This is a genomic window from Acidobacteriota bacterium (assembly GCA_009861545.1).
Classification (GTDB): domain Bacteria; phylum Acidobacteriota; class Vicinamibacteria; order Vicinamibacterales; family UBA8438; genus WTFV01.
Map to the genome: position 1 here is coordinate 1 of VXME01000017.1, position 22,442 is coordinate 22,442.

At 69.7% G+C, this 22,442-nt stretch carries 17 protein-coding genes and 1 pseudogene; 14 read left to right on the forward strand and 4 right to left on the reverse strand.

Going from position 1 to position 22,442, the window contains the following annotated elements; all coding sequences use genetic code 11:
• Nucleotides 1–541 precede the first annotated feature (541 nt).
• Nucleotides 542–2,125 carry a hypothetical protein gene (locus F4X11_02460; protein MYN63885.1) on the reverse strand — a complete coding sequence of 528 codons (1,584 nt, stop codon included), beginning with the start codon at nucleotides 2,123–2,125 and terminating at the stop codon, nucleotides 542–544.
• A 325-nt stretch (nucleotides 2,126–2,450) separates the two neighbouring features.
• Between F4X11_02460 and F4X11_02465 the strand changes: the two genes are divergently transcribed.
• The 6 genes from F4X11_02465 (at nucleotide 2,451) to F4X11_02490 (ending at nucleotide 13,209) form a co-directional block, all read left to right on the forward strand.
• A complete protein-coding gene (locus tag F4X11_02465) occupies nucleotides 2,451–4,916 on the forward strand; it encodes a DUF1592 domain-containing protein (protein ID MYN63886.1) in 2,466 nt (821 codons plus the stop codon).
• Nucleotides 4,917–4,999: 83 nt separating this feature from the next.
• Nucleotides 5,000–6,352, forward strand: coding sequence for a DUF1552 domain-containing protein (locus F4X11_02470; protein ID MYN63887.1), 1,353 nt, complete (start codon nucleotides 5,000–5,002; stop codon nucleotides 6,350–6,352).
• 88 nt (nucleotides 6,353–6,440) lie between these two features.
• Nucleotides 6,441–7,712, forward strand: a complete 1,272-nt coding sequence (locus F4X11_02475; GenBank protein ID MYN63888.1) for an epoxide hydrolase — start codon at nucleotides 6,441–6,443, stop codon at nucleotides 7,710–7,712.
• 89 nt (nucleotides 7,713–7,801) lie between these two features.
• Complete coding sequence (locus tag F4X11_02480) at nucleotides 7,802–10,210, forward strand: DUF1592 domain-containing protein (protein ID MYN63889.1); 2,409 nt, start codon at nucleotides 7,802–7,804, stop codon at nucleotides 10,208–10,210.
• Entirely contained in the window at nucleotides 10,207–11,559 is a 1,353-nt protein-coding gene (locus tag F4X11_02485) for a DUF1552 domain-containing protein (protein MYN63890.1), read from the forward strand. Before F4X11_02480 ends, F4X11_02485 begins: the two co-directional genes overlap by 4 nt.
• A gap of 99 nt (nucleotides 11,560–11,658) precedes the next feature.
• Nucleotides 11,659–13,209 carry an ankyrin repeat domain-containing protein gene (locus tag F4X11_02490; protein ID MYN63891.1) on the forward strand — a complete coding sequence of 517 codons (1,551 nt, stop codon included), beginning with the start codon at nucleotides 11,659–11,661 and terminating at the stop codon, nucleotides 13,207–13,209.
• Between the two features lie 4 nt (nucleotides 13,210–13,213).
• Here the strand turns inward: F4X11_02490 and F4X11_02495 are convergent.
• Nucleotides 13,214–13,592 (reverse strand): annotated as a pseudogene (locus F4X11_02495) (hypothetical protein).
• Entirely contained in the window at nucleotides 13,552–13,944 is a 393-nt protein-coding gene (locus F4X11_02500) for a DUF2384 domain-containing protein (GenBank protein ID MYN63892.1), read from the reverse strand. Before F4X11_02500 ends, F4X11_02495 begins: the two are co-directional and overlap by 41 nt.
• 191 nt (nucleotides 13,945–14,135) lie before the next feature.
• On the opposite strand from F4X11_02500, the gene F4X11_02505 reads away from it, so the two are divergent.
• Nucleotides 14,136–15,320: a 2'-deoxycytidine 5'-triphosphate deaminase gene (locus tag F4X11_02505; protein ID MYN63893.1), complete on the forward strand. Its 1,185-nt coding sequence runs from the start codon at nucleotides 14,136–14,138 to the stop codon at nucleotides 15,318–15,320.
• Between the two features lie 57 nt (nucleotides 15,321–15,377).
• Here the strand turns inward: F4X11_02505 and F4X11_02510 are convergent, their stop codons facing one another.
• The gene (locus F4X11_02510) at nucleotides 15,378–16,649 is read right to left on the reverse strand and encodes an ImmA/IrrE family metallo-endopeptidase (protein MYN63894.1); all 1,272 of its coding nucleotides are present in this window, start codon (nucleotides 16,647–16,649) and stop codon (nucleotides 15,378–15,380) included.
• 701 nt (nucleotides 16,650–17,350) lie between these two features.
• Here F4X11_02510 and F4X11_02515 point away from each other — a divergent pair.
• The 7 genes from F4X11_02515 (at nucleotide 17,351) to F4X11_02545 (ending at nucleotide 22,408) form a co-directional block, all read left to right on the forward strand.
• Entirely contained in the window at nucleotides 17,351–17,593 is a 243-nt protein-coding gene (locus tag F4X11_02515) for an AbrB/MazE/SpoVT family DNA-binding domain-containing protein (protein ID MYN63895.1), read from the forward strand.
• A complete protein-coding gene (locus F4X11_02520; GenBank protein MYN63896.1) occupies nucleotides 17,544–17,969 on the forward strand; it encodes a type II toxin-antitoxin system VapC family toxin in 426 nt (141 codons plus the stop codon). The genes F4X11_02515 and F4X11_02520 overlap by 50 nt, the downstream gene beginning before the upstream one ends.
• Nucleotides 17,970–17,985: 16 nt before the next feature.
• Complete coding sequence (locus tag F4X11_02525; GenBank protein MYN63897.1) at nucleotides 17,986–18,645, forward strand: matrixin family metalloprotease; 660 nt, start codon at nucleotides 17,986–17,988, stop codon at nucleotides 18,643–18,645.
• Nucleotides 18,646–18,888: 243 nt separating this feature from the next.
• Nucleotides 18,889–19,332, forward strand: a complete 444-nt coding sequence (locus tag F4X11_02530; protein ID MYN63898.1) for a hypothetical protein — start codon at nucleotides 18,889–18,891, stop codon at nucleotides 19,330–19,332.
• A gap of 135 nt (nucleotides 19,333–19,467) precedes the next feature.
• On the forward strand, nucleotides 19,468–20,331 hold the full coding sequence (locus F4X11_02535) for a hypothetical protein (protein MYN63899.1): 864 nt from the start codon (nucleotides 19,468–19,470) through the stop codon (nucleotides 20,329–20,331).
• A 121-nt stretch (nucleotides 20,332–20,452) separates the two neighbouring features.
• Nucleotides 20,453–21,034, forward strand: a complete 582-nt coding sequence (locus tag F4X11_02540) for a hypothetical protein (GenBank protein ID MYN63900.1) — start codon at nucleotides 20,453–20,455, stop codon at nucleotides 21,032–21,034.
• A gap of 300 nt (nucleotides 21,035–21,334) precedes the next feature.
• Nucleotides 21,335–22,408 (forward strand): hypothetical protein, encoded by a 1,074-nt coding sequence (locus tag F4X11_02545; GenBank protein ID MYN63901.1) that lies wholly within the window; start codon nucleotides 21,335–21,337, stop codon nucleotides 22,406–22,408.
• The last annotated feature ends 34 nt before the right edge of the window (nucleotides 22,409–22,442 follow it).

A 22,442-nucleotide genomic window follows, 5' to 3' on the forward strand; every position in this document is an offset into this window, starting at 1 on the left:
CCCCGCCCCCCGCCCGCCCGAGCTGGCGGCAGGGGAACGACTGCCCGGCGGCGCCAGCGGGCAACTGTTCGTGGGCGACGACGGCGTGATCGGCGCCGACATGTACGGCCGAGAGCCGCGCGTCTTTCCCACCGCGCTGCACGAGGACGTGATGGCCAGCCCGCCGCCGAAGAAGTACCCGCGCTCGGCCGGTGTCTACCGCGAGTGGATCGACGCCTGCAAGGACAACGGCGCGGCCGGGTCCAGCTTCGAGGCGCACGCCGGTCCGCTGACCGAGGTCGTGCTGCTCGGCAACCTGGCCGTTCGCAGCGGCGCCGCCATCGAGTGGGACGCCGAGCGGATGCGCGTCACGAACGTGCCGGAGGCGAACGCGTTCCTCGACGAGGAGTATCGCGAGGGCTGGAGCCTCCGAGGGCGTACGGGGTGACCGGCGAGCGCCGATGATCCTGCGTGAGTCGATCACGCGGCGCAAGTAGGGAGTGCCGCTCGGCTTGATGCCGGGTGGCGCGCCCCCGAATGGAGCGTTCTGCGGTGCAGACGCCTAGAACTGGTCGTTCGCAGCCGCGGGGACGTCGCGGATCTTCTCCTGCACGGTGCCCGGGATTCCCAGCCGCGTGTTGGCGCCGAGCCGCTCGAGCAGCGCCGCGCTCTCCGGCCAGCTCTGGAACTGGAACGACTGCTTGGTTCCCTCCGCGATGCGGTAGGGCGTGCGGCCGCGGAAATCGCGCGCGTCTATGTCGGCGCCCTCGGCCACCAGGTACTCGATCACCTCGTTCAGCCCGCGGTACGCCGCGCCGTGGAGAGCGGTGAAGTCGGCCTCGTTGGCGGCGTTGATGTCGGCCCCCGCCTCCAGCAGGATACGGACCGCGGCCTCGGCGCTCTCGGAGCGGACCCCGCGCGGCTCGCGCGGGGTGTAGGTGGCGCGGCCGAGACCTGCGGCCACCATGAACGGCGTCGTGCCGTCGTCGGTCGTCACGTGCTGGTCGGCGCCCGCGGCCAGCAAGGTCCGGATGATTTCCAGCGCTCCGCCGCCGCCGCTGTTGGCCGCGTACGCCGCGACCCAGAGAGGAGTCGCTCCGCGCAGGTCTCCGGTGCCGGTGGCGAAGCCTTCGAACGCGCCCTTGGTCGGGTGGCCGATGTAGCTCATGAACATGGCCGACGTCGTGATCCGCGCATCCACGTCGGCACCGCGCTCGAGGAGCGCCTGCACGAGGGACAGCCGCCGATCCGGGGGCAGGTTGCGCCCGCGGAACCGCGCGCCGTAGCCGTGGCCGCGCGACCAGTCGCCGAGCCAGGTGCCGACGTTGCCGGCAGCCACGTGCAGCGCGCGGATGCCGCCCATCGCGCCGTTCGGGTCGGCGCCCCGCCTGAGCAGGAAGCGGGCGAACGCGTCCTGGCCGTTCGCGATGGCGTAGGGCAGGGCATGGGTGCCGTCCGCTCCCGCGTCGTTGACGTCGACGCCGGCGGCGATGAGCGCTTCGGCCATCGGGATGTCGCCGTTGGCCGCCGCGAACAGCAGCGACGTGAAGCCGTCGGCGGTCGACGTCGCCGGTTGGGCGCCGGCATCGAGAAGCGCGCGCGCCACGTCGGCGTGCGAGCCGGCCACCGCCCACATCAGCGCCGTGCCGCTCGTGGCGCCGGTGCGGGCGTTCACCTCCGCGCCGCCGGCCAGCAGCGCGTCGACGACCGCCGGGCTCCCGGTGCGCGCGGCCACCATCAGCGGCGTCAGCCCGCTGGCGCGAGCGGCGTTGACGTCGGCGCCCGCCGCCAGCAGCGTCTCGACCATCGAGAGGCTCGCGTTCTCGGCGGCCCGATCGAGCGGCGTCACGCCGTGATCGTCGGCCGTGGTCACGTCGGCGCCCGCGGCCAGCAGCAGCCCGGCCATGTCGAGGTCGTTCCAGTGGGCCGCCCAGAGCAGGGCGGTGGACCCGTCCGCCCACCGCGCGTCGACGTCCGCGCCCCGCTCGACGAGCGTGCGAACCGCCTCGGCGTCCTGGGCGGCCGCGGCCTCCACCACGCGCGTGTCCTGCGCGCGCGCATCCTGTGCGGCAAAGAGCAACGCCACACCGGCCATCGCCGACGCCATGACGAACAGACCCGCCGATCGATACATGCTGGCGCTCATCGTCCTGTCTCCCGGGAGTCCGTGACCGAAGGCGCGGGCTCCTCACGCTCCGCGTGTCGATTACGACGATGTCGACCGATGCCGCCCACTATACGCAGGCTGGCGGCAGCCGTCCATCCGATTGATTCGAGTACGGGGCGGCCCGGCCCGCTCGAGTCCTCCGGTACCGGAAGTCTGCGCCGCAGAAGCGGTGCAGAATTCCGGAATGGTCTGGTTGGGCGGAACGACGGAGCCCCAGGCGACGGTTTCCGGGCTATACTGCGTTCCGACCTCTAACAGAAACAGGCTTTTCGGATCGCGGACCACGAGGCGGACGACCATGTTCATGCCGAGGCTTTCGGGCGCCGTGGGACTCGTCGGAATCGTGATCGCCGCGGGTGCGCTCCCGCACGCCGCACCCCTCGAGGCGGCGGGCGCCACACCGGCCGAGGCCGCAGGGGCGCCGGCGGGGCAAGCGGCGCCGTCGGACGAACCCCTCTCGCGGGCGATCTTCGACCGCTACTGCATTACCTGCCACAACGAGCGGCTGCAGACGGCCGGCCTCATGCTCGACCGGCTGGACGTCGAGGATGTCGCCGGCAGCGCCGACGTGCTCGAGAAGGTCGTGCGCAAGCTGCGGGCCGGGCAGATGCCGCCGGAGGGGCGCCCGCGGCCGGCGCCCGCCGCCATCGATGCCTTCGCGACCTCGCTCGAGACGGCCCTCGACCGGGTGGCCGCCGCCGATCCCAATCCGGGACGGGTGGTCTCGCGCCGGCTGAACCGCGTGGAGTACGTCAACGCCATCGAGGACCTGCTGGGGCTGGAGGTCGACGGCGAGGCGCTGCTGCCGAGCGACATGGCCGGCTTCGGCTTCGACAACAACGCCGAGGTGTTGTCCATCACGCCGGCGCTGATGTCCCGCTACATCGCGGCCGCGACCAAGATCAGCCGTGCGGCGATCGGCAGCCCGGACAACAGGCCGGTCATGCAGGTCTATCGCACGGGGTTCGAGCGCCGCGACGTCCGTCTCGACGAGCGGATGCCGTTCGCCAGCCACGGCGGCCTCGCCGTGCGCCATCACTTCCCGCTCGACGGCGAGTACGTCTTCACGATCCGGATGAAGCGCAACGGCACCAGCCAGGCCATCGAGGGGATCGGCGAGCGGGCGCATCAGATCGAGGTGCGGGTGGACCGGGCGCTCGTTCAGCGCTACGAGGTCGGCGGCGAGTATCCCGGGCCGGATCCCGGCTCGCTGATCGCGCCGCGCGAGGACGACGTCGCGGGACAGCGGTTGCACGAGTACCGCATGACCGCCGACGGCGGGATGACGTTCCGCCTGCCGCTCGCGGCGGGCTCGCGCCTGGTGTCGGTTTCGTTCACCGACGCCGCCCCGAGCCCGGCGGCGGTCACCGACCTGCCCGCCATCGGGATGCTCTACATCGCCGGTCCGTTCGACGGCGCGGTGCCGGCGGACACGGCCAGCCGCCAGCGGATCTTCGTCTGCCGCCCCGCCGACGCGACTCTGGCCGCGGAGGAGGCATGCGCGGGGGAGATCCTCGGGTCGCTGGCGCGCCGCGCGTACCGCCGTCCCGTCACCGGGACGGAGGTCGAGGCGCTGCTGGCCGCGTACCGCGAGGGACGCGCCGAGCGCGACTTCGAGGCGGGCGTCGAGCGCGGGCTGGAGACGCTGCTCGCGATGCCGCAGTTCCTGCTCCGGGTCGAGGCCCGGCCGGTGGATGCGCGGCCCGGCGAGGTCCATCCGCTGCGCGATATCGAGCTGGCGTCGCGGCTGTCGTTCTTCCTCTGGCGCAGCCTGCCCGACGACGAGCTGATCGACCTGGGGGCGATCCGCCGGCTGAGCGATCCGGCCGTGCTCTCGGCCCAGGTGCGGCGGATGCTGGCTGACGGGCGCGCCAGCCGCTTCATGAACGACTTCGTCGGCCAGTGGCTGCAGATGCGCGACCTCGGGTCGCACGAGCCGGACGACCGGCTGTTCGCGGCGTTCGACGACACGCTGCGCGCGGCGATGGTGCGCGAGACCGAGCTGTTCTTCGAGAGCCAGGTGCGCCACGACCGCCCGATTCCCGAGCTGCTCGAGGCGGACTACACGTTCCTGAACGAGCAGTTGGCCCGGCACTACGGCGTGGAGGATGTCTACGGCAGCCATTTCCGGCGCGTGGCGTGGAACGACGACCGGCGGCACGGGCTGCTCGGTCACGGGAGCCTGCTGACCGTAACGTCGTACGCCAACCGGACGTCGGTGGTCCTGCGCGGGAAGTGGGTGCTGGAAGCGCTGCTCGGCGCGCCGCCCCCGCCGGCGCCGGCCAACGTCCCGCCGCTGGAGGAGAGCGACGCGGCACAGCCCACCTCGCTGCGAGAGCGAATGGAGGCCCACCGGAGGAACCCGGTCTGCGCCAATTGCCATCGACGGATGGACCCGCTCGGCTTCGCGCTCGAGAACTTCGACGCGATCGGGCGCTGGCGCGACAAGGACGGCGGGGCCGACATCGACGCCGCCATCGAGCTGTCGGGGACAACCGTCGACAGCCCGCGCGCGTTCCGCCAGGCGCTGCTGCGCGAGGGGGACGGCGAGTTCGTCAGGACGGTGACGGAGAAGTTGCTGACCTACGCGCTCGGCCGCGGCGTCATGTACTACGACGCACCGGCGATCCGCCGGATGGTGCGCGCACTGGAGGGCGGCGGCTATCGCTGGTCGTCGCTCGTGCAGCAGGTCGTGTCGAGCGATCCGTTCCGGATGCAGCGGATACCGGACGCCGGCGACGGCGCGACGCCCGCGGCGGCCGGGCAGTAGTAGGCGGACTGGAAGGATGCGCACGCCCTTCGATGGCGCGCGCGGGGAATCGTCGCGGAGTTCGCATCAAGGGGAGAGAAGGCATGTTCATCAGCAAGATGCATCTGCCACGCCGGACCGTGTTGCGCGGGATCGGCGCGACGGTGGCGCTGCCGCTGCTCGACTGCATGGTCCCGGCGCTGACCGCGACCAGCAGGACCGCCGCGGCGCCGGTGCGGAGGTTCGGCATCTTCTACGTGCCCAACGGGATGTCGATGCCGTACTGGTCGCCGAAGGCGGAGGGGCCGCTCACCGCGGACGATCTGCCGCCCACGCTGCAGTCCGCCGGCAGCTTCGCGGACCGGATCCTGATGTGCGGCGGCCTGAACGACGAGGCGGCCAATCTGGTCAAGGGAGGCGGCGCGCACGCGCGCGCGGCCGGGACCTTCCTGACCTGCGTGCCGTTCCGGCACACCAACGGCGCCGACGTCTACGCCGAGACCACGATGGACCAGATCGCGGCGCGGGAGCTCTCCAAGGAGACGCAGATTACGTCGCTGGAGCTGGGGATCGAGCCGAACTCCATGCTGGGGACCTGCGGCGGCGCGTCCTGCGCCTACACCAACACCATCTCCTGGCGCACGCCGACGACGCCGCTGCCGACGGAGAACGATCCGCGCGCCGTGTTCGAGATGCTGTTCGGCACCAGCGGCAGCACCGACCCGGACGCACGGCTCGCCCGCATGAAGCGGGACCGGAGCATCCTGGACAGCGTCAACGAGGCCCTGGGCGATCTGGAGCTGGTTATCGGCGCCACCGACCGCAACAAGCTCGACGAGTACCTCGACGCGCTGCGCGACATCGAGCGGCGCATCCAGATGGCCGAGCAGCAGAGCGCCCGCGAGCTGCCGGTGGTCGATCAGCCGGTCGGCGTCCCGAGCGACTACGCCGAGCACGCGCGGCTGATGATGGATCTGCTGGGGCTTGCCTGGCAGACCGACCTGACCCGCATCAGCACGTTCATGCTGGCGCGCGAGATCAGCGGCCGGGCGTATCCCGAGGTGGGGGTGCCCGATTCGCACCACCCGCTCTCGCATCACCAGGACGAGCCGGCGAAGCTGGCACGGCTGCACAAGATCAACGAGCACCACTTCCGGCAGTTCGCCTACCTGGTGGAGAAGCTGGCCGCGCTGCCGGAGGGCGACGGCACGATGCTCGACCACACGCTGATGCTCTACGGCACCGGCATCAGCGACAGCAACACGCACTTCTACGACGACCTGCCGATCGCCCTGGTGGGCGGGACGAAGGCCGGCATCAAGGGCGGGCGCTACGTGCGCTACCCGCAGGGCACGCCGCTGGCGAACCTGTGGGTCACGGTGCTGGAGAAGCTGGGGCTGCCCGTGGAGACGTTCGGCGACAGCACGGGCCCGCTCGGCCGGTTGACGGATGTGTAACCCGGAGATCGTCGCCTTGCGGCTGCGCTTGCCGCCCGACCCGTCGGAATCGCAGCGACGGTTGGATCGGCGCACGCTTCTGAAGATGATGGGCGCCGCTGGCGCGTCGGCGTCTGTCGGAGCCCGGGGTGGCGTCTCGTTCGGACCGGCCAGGGTCCACGCGGCGGGCGGGGCCGGGAGCGCCGGTGCAGGGCAGGCGTCGGCCCCGGCCGGCATCGAGCCGTTCGAGGTGCGGGTCGCCGACACCGAGCTGGATGACCTGGGCCGCCGTCTCCAGTCTCCGCGCTGGCCGCCGGACTCGCCGGGCGAGCCGTGGTCCCATGGGACGGACCGCGCCTATCTGGAAGAGCTGATCGCCTACTGGCGCGACCAGTACGACTGGCGGACTCACGAGGCGGCGCTGAACGCGTTCGACCACTACACGACCCGCATCGACGGTCAGCTACTCCACTTCGTCCACCAGCGCGGACGCGGACCTGCGCCGCTGGCGCTGGTCATGTCGCACGGCTGGCCGGGCACGGTCTGGGAGATGCTCCCGTCGGTGATGGCGCTGGCCGACCCGGCGTCCCATGGCGGCGACGCGGCCGACGCGTTCGACGTGGTGGTGCCCTCCATTCCCGGCTTCGGATTCTCGGGCGAGCCGGCCGAGGGGACCGACGTCGTGCGCACGGCCGAGCTGTGGGTTGCCCTGATGGACCGGCTCGGCTACGAGCGCTTCGGCGCCTACGGCAGCGACTGGGGTGCGGGCATCACGCGCGTGCTCGGTGCCAGCTACCCGGACCGCCTGGTCGGCGTCCACACGCCCGGCGCGCCGCCGCGCCTGCAGCGGGAACCGCAGACCGACGACGAGCGCGACTATCTCGCGCGCGCCAACCTCTGGTCCATCGACGAGACCGGCTACCAGCGCATCCAGGGCACGAAGCCGCAGACCCTCGCTTTCGGCCTGACCGACTCTCCCATCGGACTGGCGGCCTGGATCACCGAGAAGCTCCGCTCCTGGAGCGACTGCGACGGTGACGTGGAGACGCGCTTCAGCAAGGACCAGATCCTCACGCTCATCTCCATCTACTGGCACACGCGAACCATCGGGACCAGCGTCCGCTACTACCACGCGAACGGGCTGGGCAGCTCGCGGCAGCGTAGAGGGGCAGTGGGGCCGGTACAGGTTCCGCAGGGATTCGCGGAGTTCGTCGGCATCCCGCTGCGCGCGCACCCGCCGCGGTCAATCCTCAGCGAGCCGGCGGAGAACGTCACGCACTGGACGGTCCACGACACCGGCGGTCATTTCCCGGCCATCGAGGAGCCCGAGCTGCTTGTCGAGGACCTGCGGACGTTCTTCCGCCCGCTGCGGCCGGCGTAGGACAGTTTGACGCTTGGCCGTCGGCCGAAGGTCGCCTAGAATACGGCGATCGGGTTTCGTCCGCGGAATCCCGGCGCAGGAGAAAACGCATGCTGAACCCTCGGCGAGTCGGCATCGTCGTCATGCTCATCGGGCTGTTGGGCGCCGGGAGCCCCGCCGCTTCCGTCGAGGCGCAGGAGTCGGCCACCGCGGCGGTGGCGGCCGACGCGCCCCACCACAGTCTGGTCAACCGCTACTGCCTCTCGTGCCACAACGACCGGACCCGGACGGCCGGACTTGCGCTCGAGTCCATCAACACGCAGGCGCTCGGGGACAACCGGGAGGCGTGGGAGAAGGTCGCCCGCAAGCTGCGCGCACGGCAGATGCCGCCGGCTGGCGGACGCCGGCCCGACGAGGCCGCCTACACGGCCGCGCTCGCATCGCTGGAGAGCGCCCTCGACGGCCTGGCCGCGGCGCAGCCGAACCCCGGCCGCGCGGACACGTTCCGGCGGCTGAACCGCACCGAGTATCACAACGCGGTCCGTGATCTGCTCGCGCTGGAAGTCGACGTCACCGACCTGCTGCCGGGCGATTCCTCGAGCTTCGGCTTCGACAACATCACGGTCGGCAATCTGTCGCCGACGCTGCTCGAGCGCTACGTCTCGGCGGCCGAGAAGATCGCGCAGCTCGCCGTCGGCCGGGCCGGCCGCGCGCCGGGCGGCACCACGGTCCGGCTCCGTCCGGACCTGACGCAGGAGAAGCACATCGCCGGCCTGCCGGTGGGCACGCGCGGCGGCGTCCTCGTCGAGCACACGTTTCCCGTCGACGGCCACTACGAGGTGTCGGTGCGCCTGGCGCGCGACCGCAACGAGCACGTCGAAGGGCTGACCGGGGCTCACCAGGTGGAGCTGTTGCTGGACGGCGAGCGCGTGGAGCTGTTCACGGTGGAGCGGCCGGCGTACCGGGAGGACGTGGCGCTGATCTATCAGCCCTCCCACGACAACGTGGACGCGCACCTGAAGGTCCGGATGCCGGTGACCGCCGGACGGCACGCGTTGGGGGTCACGTTCCCGAAGCTGCCGTCGCTGCTGAAGGAGACGGCGCGGCAGCCCTACGAGGCGCACTTCAACTACTACCGCCACCCGCGCCTGCAGCCGGCCGTCTACGAGGTATCGATCACGGGTCCGTACGACGCGACCGGGCCGGGCCGCACGCCGAGCCGGGACGCGATCCTCATCTGCCGGCCGGCCACTCCGGACGAGGACGACGCCTGTGCGACGCGGATCCTGAAGCAGCTGATGCGGCAGGCGTACCGCCGGCCGGTGACCGAGGCGGACCTGCAGGGGCCGTTCGATCTCTACCGCGCGGCGCGCGCCGCGGACGGGTTCGAGGCGGGAGTGGAGATGGCGCTGGCCGCCGTGCTGGTCAGCCCCGAGTTCCTCTTTCGCATCGAGCAGGATCCGAACGGCGTCGAGCCGGGCGAGGCCTATCGCCTCGACGACCTGGAGCTGGCGTCGCGGCTGTCGTTCTTCCTGTGGAGCAGCATCCCGGACGACGAGCTGCTCGACCTGGCCGAGCGGCGCATGCTCAGGGACCCGAGGGTTCTGGAGCAACAGGTGCGGCGGATGCTGGCCGACCCGCGCTCGCGCAACCTGGTGACGAACTTCGCCGGGCAGTGGCTGCACCTGCGCAACCTCGACTCGATCGCGCCGGACATGCGCGTCTTCCCTGACTTCGACGACAACCTCCGGCAGGCCTTCCGGCAGGAGACGGAGATGCTCGTCGACAGCGTCATGCGCGAGGACCGCAGCGTGCTCGACCTGCTGCGCGCGGACTACACGTTCGTCAACGAACGCCTCGCCAAGCACTACGGCATACCGTACGTCTACGGCAGCCGGTTCCGCCGCGTCGAGTTCGACGGCGACGAGGATCACGCCCCGCGGGGTGGACTCCTCCGCCACGGGAGCATCCTGCTCGTCACGTCCTACGCCACCCGCACGTCCCCCGTGATCCGCGGCAAGTGGATCCTCGACAACGTGCTCGGCGTGCCCCCGCCCCCGCCGCCCGCCAACGTGCCGGAGCTGGAGGAGACGGGGACCGGCGCGCGGGCGGTTTCGATGCGCGAGCGGCTCGCGGGACACCGGGCCAACCCCGCCTGCGCGAGTTGCCACCGGCTGATGGATCCGGTCGGGTTCGCATTCGAGAACTACGACGCGGTCGGACGCTGGCGCGACGCCGACGCCGGTGCGCCGATCGACGCCTCCGGAACGCTGTTCGACGGCTCGGCCTTCGACGGCGTGGGCGATCTGCAAGAAGCGCTGCTGGCCCGCCCGGAGCTGTTCGTCACCACCCTTGCCGAAAAGCTGCTGACGTTCGCCACGGGGAGGGGGGTCGAGTACTACGACGCGCCCGCCGTCCGCCGGATCGTGCGCGAAGCGGAGGCGGACGACTTCCGGTTCTCGTCGCTGGTTATGGAGATCGTCAACAGCGCACCGTTCCAGATGAGGAAAGCATCATGATCATCTCGAAGAAGGCCTTGCCGCGGCGGACGTTCCTGCGGGGCATGGGCGCGACGGTCGCGCTTCCGCTCCTCGATGCGATGGTGCCGTCGATGACGGCCCTGGCCAACACGCCGGCCGCCCCGGTGCGGCGGCTCGGATTCGTCTACATCCCGATGGGCTCGCACATCCAGAGCTGGACCCCGCCGGGCGAGGCGGGTGCGCTGGCGAAGCTGTCGCCGAGCCTCAGCCCACTGGCGCCGGTGCAGGATCAGCTCACCGTCCTGACCAACCTGGAGCTGCGGAACGCCTATCCGGGCACGCACGCCACGTCCAACGCCGCGTTCCTGAGCGCGGCCACCGCGAAGTGGACCGAGAGCAGCGACTACTACCTGGGCACGACGGTCGACCAGATCGCCGCGCAGCAGATGGGGCAGGAGACGCGGCTGCCGTCGCTCGAGCTGGCGATGGACCTGATGGACATGGTGGGGCAGTGCGACAACGGCTACGCCTGCGTCTACCAGAACAACCTGTCGTGGTCTTCGCCGACCACGCCGCTGCCGTCCGAGGCGCATCCGCGCGTTGTGTTCGAGCGGCTGTTCGGCGAAGGGGGCAGCGCCGAGGAACGGCGGGCCGCTCTCGGGCGCCGGGCCAGCCTGCTCGACTGGGTTCGGGACGACATCGCGCGCCTGCAGGGACAGCTCGGCGCCGCCGACCGGACCAAGGTCAGCGAGTACCTCGACACGGTGCGCGAGGTGGAGCGCCGCATCCAGCGGGCCGAGTCGGAGACCCTGGACAACCCGCTGCCGGACCTCGACCGTCCCGTCGGCGTCCCGGCCGCCTACGCCGACCACGCGAAGCTGATGTTCGACCTGCAGCTCCTGGCGCTGCAGGGCGACGTGACCCGCGTCGTCACGTTCCAGCTCTCCCGCGAAGCGAGCAACCGGACCTACACCGAGATCGGCGTGCCCGATCCGCACCACCCGACATCGCACCACGGCAACGACCCGGCGAAGCTCGCGATGCTGGCGAAGATCAACCAGTACCACGTCTCGCTGTTCGGCTACTTCCTGGAGAAGCTGGCCGAGGTGCCGGACGGAGACGGCTCGCTGCTGGACCACTCGCTGTACCTGTACGGCAGCGGCATGGGCAACCCGAACGTCCACGACCACACCAATCTGCCGGTTGTCGTCGCGGGCGGCGGCGCGGGCCGGTCGAAGGGCGGACGGCACCTGAAGTACGCGGAGCCCGAGCCGATGGCGAACCTGCACCTGGCGCTGCTCGATGCGGTCGGCGTGCGCCTGGACAAGTTCGCGGACAGCACGCGGCGAATCGAGACCTTGCTCGATCCGCTGTCGCTGGCGGGCTGAGGGGGCCGGGAGTCTGCGCCGCGGAAGACGGCGCAGACTATCCGGACTCGAGAGCGCAGCAGTACCGGTAAACGCCGACAGGGCTTGGGAGAGACAGGCATGCACCGTACACGCTACTTGGGGGCTTGGCTCGCCGCGGCGCTGCTCGCCGCGCCACTGGGCGCCGCCGGCGCCGACGCGCCGCTGGCAGACGCGGTGCAGCGCCAGGATCTCGCCGCGGTCGGTGACCTGCTGCAGGCGTCGACCGACGTCAACGAGCGGCAGGTGGACGGCATGACGGCGCTCCACTGGGCCGCGTACCACGACGACGCGGATCTGGTGGGACGGCTCGTGGAGGCCGGCGCCGACGTGCATGCCGAGAACCGGTATGGCGTCACGCCGCTCTCGCTCGCGGCCGAGAACGCGAACGTCGAGATGGTCGAGCGGCTCCTGGCGGCCGGCGCCGATCCGAACACCACGCTGCCCGGCGGCGAGACCGTCCTGATGACGGCGGCACGGACCGGCCGGGTAGGCGCGGTCCGCGCGCTGCTGACCGCGGGAGCCGACCTTGCGGCGGGGGAGCCGGAGCGCGGACAGACCGCCCTGATGTGGGCGGTGGCCGAGGGGCATGCAGACGTCGTGGAGACGCTCGTCGAGGTCGGGGCCGACTTTCGCACCCCGCTCGATTCCGGATTCACGCCCTTTCTGTTCGCCGTCCGCGAGGGGCACCTGGGGGTCGTGCGGACGCTGCTCGCCGCGGGCGTGGACGTCAACCGCACGGTCGACGAGGTGATCCGCCGAGAGCGGGCGTACCGCACCGGCGCGTCGCTCCGGGTCGGCACCACGCCGCTGATGGTGGCGGTCACCAACGCCCACTATGACGTCGCCGCCGCGCTGCTCGACGCCGGCGCCGATCCGAACGCCGCCGGCCCCGGCTATACCGCGTTGCACCTGATACCTCGGGTGCGCAAGCCGGGGGTCGGCGACAACGATCCCGCGCCGTACGGGTCCGGCCGCATGTCGAGTCTCGATCTCGTCCGCAAGCTCGCCGCGCAAGGCGCGGATCTGAACGCGCGGATGACCGAGCGGCGCAACCTGAACGCCACGCGGCACCATGAAGTCGGATCGACGCCGTTCATGCTGGCGGCGCTGGTCTCCGACGCCGAGCTGATGCGGACTCTGGTCGACCTCGGCGCCGATCCGCTCGCGAAGAACGACGAGTTCAGCACCCCGCTGATGGCCGCCGCGGGGCTCGGCACGCGCTCGCCGGGCGAGGACGCGGGCACCGAGGAAGAGGTGCTCGAGGTGGTGGAGCTGCTCCTCGAGCTCGGGGACGACATCAACGCGGTCGACGACAACGGCGAGACGGCCATGCACGGCGCCGCCTACAAGAACCTCCCGCGGGTGGTCGAGTTTCTCGCCGCCAACGGCGCCGCGATCGACGTCTGGAACGAGGAGAACCGCTACGGCTGGACGCCCCTGACGATCGCCCAGGGCTACCGGTTCGGCAACTTCAAGCCGTCACCGGTGACCGTCGCCGCGCTCGAACGGGTCATGGATGAGGCGGGCGTCGCGCCGGCGAGCGACGAGGAGGCCGAGGGCGTCGACATCTACGCGGCGCCGACGCCTCCGGCTCCGCAGCCACCTCCCGCGGCCGTGCCGCCGCGCTGAAGGGTCACCTGCGCCACTCGAACGCAGCCAGTCTTGGATCCGTGAAGGATCCCTGCGGAAACTCGACCTCGCGTCGCGGGAACTCGCAGAGCGCCTGCCCTCCGGCTGCGCCGATCCGAATGCGCCAGGTATGGCGCTCGACGGGGCGTGGTTCGGAGAACGCCTTGCAGGAGAGCACGGCCAGACCGACTCCGCCACACGGAGCGCGGACGGACCTGTATCGTCATCTCGATGAGGCTCTCGAGGATGCGTTGCTCTTCCAGCGTGTCCACCAGTTTCAGGGTCGAAACCCGATGATGGGCTTCGACCAGGCGCCAGCCTCTGCCGTCGTAGCGCGCTGATTCAGACGCGAGCGCGGCGGGCGTCCAGGTAGGCGATGACATCCATCAGCCCCGAAATGGTCAGGATCTTGTCGACGGGGCGGCCATCGAGCGCCTCGTTGGCGTTGCTCAGCCACGCGCGTGCGACCTGCGGATCGCCCCCGACGATGGCGTCGAGCGATCTGAACAGCCGCACGAACAGGACCGCGAGCTCGAACGGCTTCGTGCCCGGAGCAAGAGCGAAGCTCTCGTTCTTCATGCGCGACAGGGTCGCTTCGCTCACACCGATGACAGCGGCGAGCGCCCTGGCGGTGACCCCGAGCTCCTCGGCCGCGCGCAGGGCGGCCTTCGTCACGACGCGACCCGGGTCCGGCGCAACGCTGTGGCGGGCGCGGTCGGAAGGTCCTGCCGTCATCTGTGGAGATTGTTGCATGACATAGTCTCTCAGGAAATCTCATCGCGTCTGCCACCTCAGCCGGTCTCGGTCTACGATCAACAGCCGGCCGCGGGCTCGTCGTGGGGGCGCGCCCGAAGTGCGAGAGCAGTCGACTGGAGAGTCTGGCGGCCGGCGGGAGATACCCTGGCCGAGCGGCAGAGGTTGTCACGGTGGCGGACGACTACGCATTCGAGCTCTTTCCGGAATTCGCGAGCAGCGTTTCGTCCGTCCAGGAAGGCGTGCTGCCATCCCAGGACATCGAGAAGCTCATCCGCGCGGGGAGGATCCACGCGGTCGAACCCATCGAACCGCGGCAGATTCAGCCTGCCAGCCTCGACCTGCGTCTCGGATTCGTTGCCTATCGGCTGCAAGCGAGCTTCCTGCCCGGCCGGGAGTCGACGGTTCGGCGCAAACTGGAGGGCTTGGCCATGGCCGAGCTCGACCTGACCCGGGCGACGGTGCTGGAGAAGCAATGCGTGTACCTGGTGCCGCTGATGGAGCAGCTCCGGCTGCCCGAGGAGCTCGAGGCCAAGGCCAACCCGAAGAGCACCACCGGCCGGCTGGACGTGTTCACTCGCCTGATCACCGACTACGGATTCGCATTCGAGCACGTGCCGAAGGGCGGGTACGTGGGACCGCTCTACGCCGAGATCGTGCCCCGGACTTTTTCCATCATCGTGCACCCGGGTCTGAGCCTTTCCCAGCTTCGTTTCATCCGGAAACGCGCGCCGACATCCGACACGCACCTGAGGGGGCTGGACAGGAAGGAGGGAGGCCTCATCTACCTGGACGAGACGAATCCCGGCAAGGCCCTGATACGGGACGGCCTGAACGTCTCGGTCAGCCTCAAGGGTGACCGGGACGGCGACGTGGTCGCCTACAGAGGCAAGGAGAACACACCGCTCGTCGACCTGAAGAACGTCGACCACTACGACATCGATCGGTTCTGGGACGCGATTCCCAGTCCCCCCGACGGCCGGCTCATCCTCAATCCCGGCGACTTCTACATTCTTGCGTCGCGCGAGCGGGTGCGGGTGCCTCCGGAGTGCGCGGCCGAGATGGTGCCCTTCGATCCGTCCGTGGGCGAGTTCCGGATCCACTACGCCGGCTTTTTCGACCCCGGTTTCGGCTACGGCGACAGCAACATCACCGGCACGCGCGCCGTGCTGGAGGTCCGCGCGCACGAGACCCCGTTCGTGATCGAGCACGGACAGGTCGTCGGACGGCTCGTCTACAGCCGTGTGCTCGACGTGCCGGAGAAGATCTACGGAAAATCTATCGGTTCGTCCTACCAGCGCCAAGAGTTGGCGCTCAGCAAGCAGTTTCGCCGATCCTCGCCGTCGTCAGGAGAATAAGCGCGGCAGCCTCGCCGGCGCTCGTGGGCGGCCGGCTTCCGTGCGCACGTCTACGGTTCAGTATCCGACTACTCGTGCCAAGTCGTGATTCTGGATTTGGCGACGAATCAACTCACTGGAGACGCAAAACTCCTGCGCAAGCTCGTCAGTTCGTTCTGCGTCGACCGAATCACTTGAGAGCCGTCGGCGCAATGACTCGGCGGGTACCAGAAACTCCGCGGCAAACGCCCGCGATTGTGCCTGACGATCCGTGGCCAGAGAACTCAGCATGCCCAAGCCGGGTGCAGACCGACCGAGGTAGTCGCCGAGGGCGCGGGCGATCAGAAACCGCTTACCCGCTTTGCCTCGTGGCGCCGTCATGCAGGCGGGTGTGTCAGTCCCTACCAAGCCGTGAATGCGCCATGTCGGCGGTTGCGTATCGTGGTGGGGAATCGCCATCGGTCCGTGCTGGGCGAAGTCGGCTGGTCCGCCACTTGCGCCGATCCGTTCCCGAGCGGCACGGGCTAGTGCGTAACCTCGCGCCCAGGGTTCAGCGGTTGCCAAAGGCGGCAATCCGCTTCGAATGTCGGCCCAGTCGCTGTCGTTCTGGTTTTTCGCGAGAGTTTCGATGGCCTCATCCAGCCACGTGCCAACGCGTGTCAATGAGTTTTCGCTGGCGATCGCCAGGGCGTCTTCTCGGATGGCTGGATCTGCGCGTTCCCAGAAAGCAACGATCGCATCGGCGACGGAATCTCGCACGTCGAAAGGATCGATGCCAAGCAGTGCCGCGGCGCGACTGAACTCGAGCTCGTCGGCGTCGAGGTCGTTGACCGCATTCCAGGCTCGGCCGAGACTGTCCGCGGCTGCTCCGGTCTCGGGCCTGCCGTGGAGCCGTTCGATTACGCCGTCGATGAGGTTCCGGAGCTCCGATTCCAGCTCATCGCGTTCGACGCTCTGGCGCCCCTCATCGACGAACTCGATCCGAGCGTGCCGTGGCTTGTACCGCTTCCACTGCAGGTGTACGCGCCCGGACGCGGGGATCATGTTCAGACTCGGAAGCACGAAGCCGTCGCCGGCGAACGCCAGATTGTGCCGGGATTCGAATGCAGGGCGTTGCTCGTTCGCATCCCCGACCTCGTACCAGATGTGCCACCAGTTGGCGACCAACCACTCGGCGATGCTGAAGAGAGGGACCACAACCTCGTCGCTGTAGATGCGGTTCGCGCGATCCAGCACGGACGTGACCGTGGCACCGCCCGCTTCAACGGAGAGCGTGGCCATCGTGGATTGGGCCAGCTTGTCAGGTGACGGTCCTGCGTCGACCCAGCCGAATCTAAAATGAACACTCATTCGAAACCTCGTACCCGTTGCGTCGGATCCAGAGGATACCCGTGGTACTCGCCCGAACCTGGAGATCCCTGCCGTGCTTCGAAAACGATGTCGCCCCTGCGGTGCCAGATGTAGCGGGGATAGCCGCCATCACCACGCTCCGACGTGGCCGGCTCTCACCGCATCCCGGAGCCATCGCTGGACGAGGGTGTGCCGATTCACCAACTCGCGGGGGCAGATGCTCGCACTGGGGCGGCGCCCGCGGGGCGTCCCGGCAAAGCCCACGGCGTCCTTGTGGTAGGGGCTGCCGACGTACCGGCACGACCGAGCCACCTTCGTCAGGTCGATTCCGTTCGGCGGCGATTGAATCTTGCGCACCTTCGGATTGTTGCGCTGGAACGTCGGTCGCTTCACAACGCCCACCATGCATTATATGTACGTTTGCGTTGCGGGTGTCGGCGCATGTCCCTGACCGGAGCGGCCCGCCTTCGACGACGTTTAGCCGGCGCGGGTCGCCGACGGCGCGAGTCGGCCTCGCCGGGTGATCGGGGATTCAAGGCGACCGTATCTTATGCGATTTCGGCTGTTGGCGTGTTTATCTGGCCGTCGGCGTCGGCCGGATGGCCAAGGTCGGACGCTGCGACGAGGGCCGCGGGCGCAGGGCGGCTGCCTCGTGGTGGCCTTACCACGCATGCTATAGTGTAAGGAAGACAGAGGGCGGCATGCTCGTACGCGTTACATCGAAGCGGCAGGTGACTTTTCCGGCCCGGGTGCTGGACGCGCTGGGCGTGCGGCCGGGCGACCGCATCGAGCTCCAGGAAGGTCCGGACGGTTTCATCCTGCGTCCCCGGCGCATCGACTACGACCGGCTCGGCACGCTGCGCGGCAAGCTCCGCGGCGGGCAGGGTGCTTTCGATGTCGGCGCGTTCCGCGACGAGCCGCATGACCCCGCGCTTCGGGATTGACACGTCGGTTCTGGTGCGGCTGGTCGCGGGGGAGCCGGAAGCCGAGTTCGAGCGTTGCGTCGAGACGCTGCGCTCCCTGATCGAGGACGCCGGCGCCGAGGTCGTGGTTTCGAACCAGGTCATTGGCGAGGCCTACGTCGCCGTCCAGCATCACTACGGCGTCTCGAAGACGGATGCTCGCGCCGGCCTGCTCGACGTGCTGCGCAGCGGGATGGTCGCCCCTCTGAACGGGCGGGCGGTTCTTGCGGCCCTGGAAGCACACGGAGGTGCAGGGCTTCTCGACCGTCTCATCGCGGAAGAGTACTCCCGCGTCGGTCTGGAAGTGCTGACGCTGGATCGCAGGATGTCCACGTTGCCGGCCGTCCGGCGTCTGTGACGGTGGTCGGAGAGTCATGCCATTCCCGACGCGAGCGTCGTTGCTGATTGCTGCCATCGCGGTCCCGGCGGCCATGTCGCTGTGCCGCCCGGCCACGGCCGTGGCCGCGGACCGATCGATTCTCGTGCTGGCTCCGTCCACGGAAGACGATCGCATCGAGCCGGCGCGCGAGGCCATCGCGTTCTGGAACGACAGGTTGGAAGAGCTCGGCGTGCAGACCCGTCTGCGTGGGCCGCGGGTCGTCGTCGCCTCGCCGATTGCCCGCACCGTGGAGAACTACGCCCGCAGCGTGGCGCAGCGCGGGGTGCGCCTGCCGGGCGGAGAGGCGGAGCCGGACGCGCCACGGGAACTGACGGGGCTGGACGCCGACATCGTGGTGCTGCTGTCGCGCCAGAACATCCTGTCGTACACGTGGCCGCTTCCGCGTACCGCGCCGCCGCGATACCTTGTGGTGATTCGCCTTGCGCGGGGGCTAGACCGGGGCGACGCGATGGTGAGCCGCCACGTCGTCGCCCACGAGTTGGGCCACGCGCTCGGCCTGCTGCACAACGAGTCTCCGCACACGCTGATGTGCGGGCCCTGTCAGCCGCTGACGTCCGAGCCGGACGAGACCGGGTTCCTCCCGCTGACCGACGCGGAGCGTGCGCGGCTCGTCGCGTTCCACGGGCGACGGTAGCCTCGTGTCCAGCGGCCCGAGCCGAACCTGTGGATGCCGGCGGTTTCTCGCATCGAGTTCGACGTACGGGTGATGTTAGGCATCAAGTCGATCCGGCGCCGCATCCGGACGGAGTGGCTCGAGCACCGGGCAGTGGGCACTATCGAATCGGTCACGCTGCCCTGAAGGGTTCTCGTCGGTCGTCGCACGGCGAGTTGCCGACGTTACAATGCGCGGAGACCGCGACCGATCAGGCGAAGGAACATGACGACTCTCTACTCGCCCGCCGGCGGCTTGCGCGCCCTGTCTCTGATCATGGGGCTCTTTCTCGTCCTGATGGGGTACGGCAAGCTCGCCTGGTTCGCGGACAGCGCGTACCTCACCTACGAGCTCGAGCAGTGGCTCTCCTTCGAGCCGGTCGCGATCAGCCGCTGGTACCTCGAATGGGTGGCGATGCCCGGTGCGCCGCTGTTCGCCCGGCTCGTCGTGCTGGGCGAGCTTGCGGCCGGCACGGCGCTGATCGCCGGGTTCCGGGTGGGCCTGACGGGGACGGTGGCGCTCGCCATGGTCCTCAACTTCCAGTTCGCCAGCGGCATCATGTTCACGTCCGGCTATCTCACCAACGGGTACGGACCGCCGGTCATCGGCGGTCTGGCGGCCCTGGCCCTCGGCGGCGGCCGTCGCCTCCCGTACAGCGTCCCCTGGTAGTACCGCGGCGGGCACGCCGGTGCCCGGCCGTATGGCGGCGCCTCGATTCATGCCGCACTGCGCCCGTGGGTTCTTGTCACACCGCGGGTGGCGAAAAGACGACAAGCAACCGATAACCGTTTCGTGATGCCACGAATGCAGGTCGTAGCGGCGTGCGCGTCGGCGTGCTGCCTGAGCCTGATCTGCGCGCCGGGCCCGGCCACCGCGCAGGCGGTCGGCGAGCTCGTCGCCAGCGACCGGGTGGACGCGTCCATGATCGTCGAACGCGCCCTCGACGTGGCATCGAGGCAGCGGGATCTGGCGCTCGGCGGGTACTTCCAATACGTAACCGCCGGAACGGTCGAGTCGCTGGACGCCGAAGGGAACGTCACCCGTACCGAGACGAGCCGGCGCCGGCACTATCCACTCGAGGGCCACTTCTACGCGGAGCTCATCGGGCGCGATGGACGCTCTCTCGACGCCGAGGACGCGCGGGATGAGCAGGCCCGGAAGGCCGAGTTCATCCGCGAGGCGAGACGGCACGCCGCGCGCGGCGTGCGCTACGACCCCGACGAGATGCACGTCGACTTCGACCGCAAGTTGATGGACCGCTACCAGACGGCGCTCGCCGGGACGGACGTCGTTCGGGGCGATCCGTGCTGGGTGATCCGCTTCGTGCCCCGGACTGGCCGGTTGCAGGACAAACGCCGCATCGACAAGGCGCTCAATCGTTCGTCCGGCTTCCTCTGGATCACCCGGAACGACTACCGCGTGACCCGGGTCACCTTCGAGATGCAGCATCCCTTCCGCTGGCTGTGGGGTATCGCCGGCACGCTCCGGCATGCCAGGGGCCAGTTCGACCTGCAGTGGATCCAACCCGATCTGTGGGGGCTCGCCGACTCCCGGATCGAGTTCGACGCGAGCGTGCTGTTCGGTATGAAGTCGATCCGTCGCCGCATTCGGAGCGCGTGGGTCCAGTCGGGTGGCCGGCACCGGGTCGACGCCGAAGGCCTGCCCTGATTGGCGGCCTTGAAGACCCGGTATCCGAACTTCGGCCCCGGGTCCTCCGTCTACGGTGACATGGGCCGCACGGGGACGCGCACTCCTGCCCGTCGTCGGCCGTGTGGCCGGGAGGACTTCCATGTCGACTCGTACTTTCTGGTCCGCGTTCGTTCTGTCCGGTCTGCTGGCTTGCGGCATCGGTGTCGCCGCCGCCCAGGAGGAGGCTCCACAGCCGTGGCTGCACGTGCAGGTCACGGCCGACGAGGACGGCTCCGAGAACGTCAGGGTCAACGTGCCGCTGTCGGCGGCGGAGCCGATGCTGGCCCTGGTGCCGCACCGCATTCTGGCGGACGGGCAACTCAGTCTGGCCGGCCGGGACGTGCCACTGAACGTCGGCGCCATGCGAGACCTCTGGCGAGCGCTCACGGAGGTCGGCGATACCGAGTTCGTGACGGTCGACGGCGAGGACGAGACGGTGCGCATCGCGCGCGTCGGCGATCAGATCACCGTGCAGGTGGTGGACCGCGACGAGGAGGGTAGCGAAACCGTTGACGTCCAGCTTCCGATCGTCGTGGTCGACGCGCTCCTCTCGGGGGGCGGCGACACGCTCGACGTGCGGGCCGCGGTCGAGCGGTTGGGCGAGCTCCGCGGCGACATCGTCCGGGTTACCGAGGACGAGCGGCAGATCCGCATCTGGATCGACGAGGTCGCGTCGCAATAGGAGGGCGCGGACCTCGAACGGGTCGCCCGATGGCATGGAACGCAGCGATCGCCGCTGCGTCCAGCGCATCGGGCGGCTCGCGATCGCCCCCCGTCGACTTCGCGCCCCTGTCGCCGGAGCGGTCCCTCGCCTTGCGCGCGCCGCGCAGCACCAACGGCACGTCCCGACTTCCTCTCGCAACGGTTCCCGGCCGCTCGTGCACGCCGCTTCCGCGCGGGGTAATCTCCCATCTGCGGACGTCGGACTTCTGGTCACGGTGGACGGCTGGATTGTGCTCGCGACCAACACCGGAGGTGTCTCATGGCAATGCGGATCGACCAACCGGCGAGTACCGTGCGCACGGGGAAGGTAACGCGCCGCCAGCTACTCGTTGCGGGCATCGCGGCAGCCGTCGCACGGCCCGCGACGGCGCTGGCCCGGCCGCTCGCGCTCCGCGTGCCGGGCGTCCCGGCCGCGGGTGCGGTGACGGCCGAGTCGTCACTGCCGATCCGCGTCAGTACCCTGAATCACGTCAGCTTCGGCTGCGCGGACCTGCGGAGCACCGTCGAGTGGTACGAACGGGTGCTGGCGATACCGCGGCACGCGTTCCAGGACTACGGCGGAGGCCAGACCGTGCTGCGGGTGTCCGAGGACCCGCCGGCGTACATGGCCCTGTCGCAGCGGAGCCCGGAGAGCCTGCAGGTCGTGACCGCGCGACGGCCGCACTTCTGCTGGGGCATCGAGGACTTCAACGTCCACCGGATCTTCGAGGGGCTCGCGGAGATGCCCGCGCTCGCCCGGTCCGTGCTGCGGGAGGGCACGACCATCAACGGCGTCAATTTCGACGGCCCCGACGGCGCGCCCCTGCAGTTCAACCCCATCATCGCCTGCGGCGGGCTGGGCTTCCTTGGAGAGGTTTGCGACAACGCGGCCGAAGCGGTACGGCGGCCGGGAGACCCGCCGCCGATACCGGTCAGGACGCTCAACCACGTCAAGTACCACGTATCCGACCTGTCGAGCGCTCTGGCCTGGTACCAGCGGTTGACGGCCATGCCGGTGGTCGCGTGGCAGGAGCCGCAAGGGGGGCCGCGCACGGCCGGCTACGAAGGACGCCCGATCCCCGTGCTGCGGGTGGGGGCGGGGCCGCAACACGTGGCCCTCGTCGAGGGGGGCGGACCCGAGGCGTTCCGCTTGCACGTCGGCCTCGGCGTGGAGGCGTTCGATCCCGACGCGGTCATGGAGCGGCTCGCCGAGCACGGCGTCACCGCGCATCTGCGGTTGCGCGAGGGGGTGACGAAGGAGGTGCTGGTGGACGCGCCGGACGGCGTCCGGCTGCAGTTGCAGGACGTCAGCTACTCCGGCGAGGGCGGGGTGCTGGGCAACGAGCACCTGTAGCGAATCGCGCGCTCGTCGCGGATCACCGAGTTCG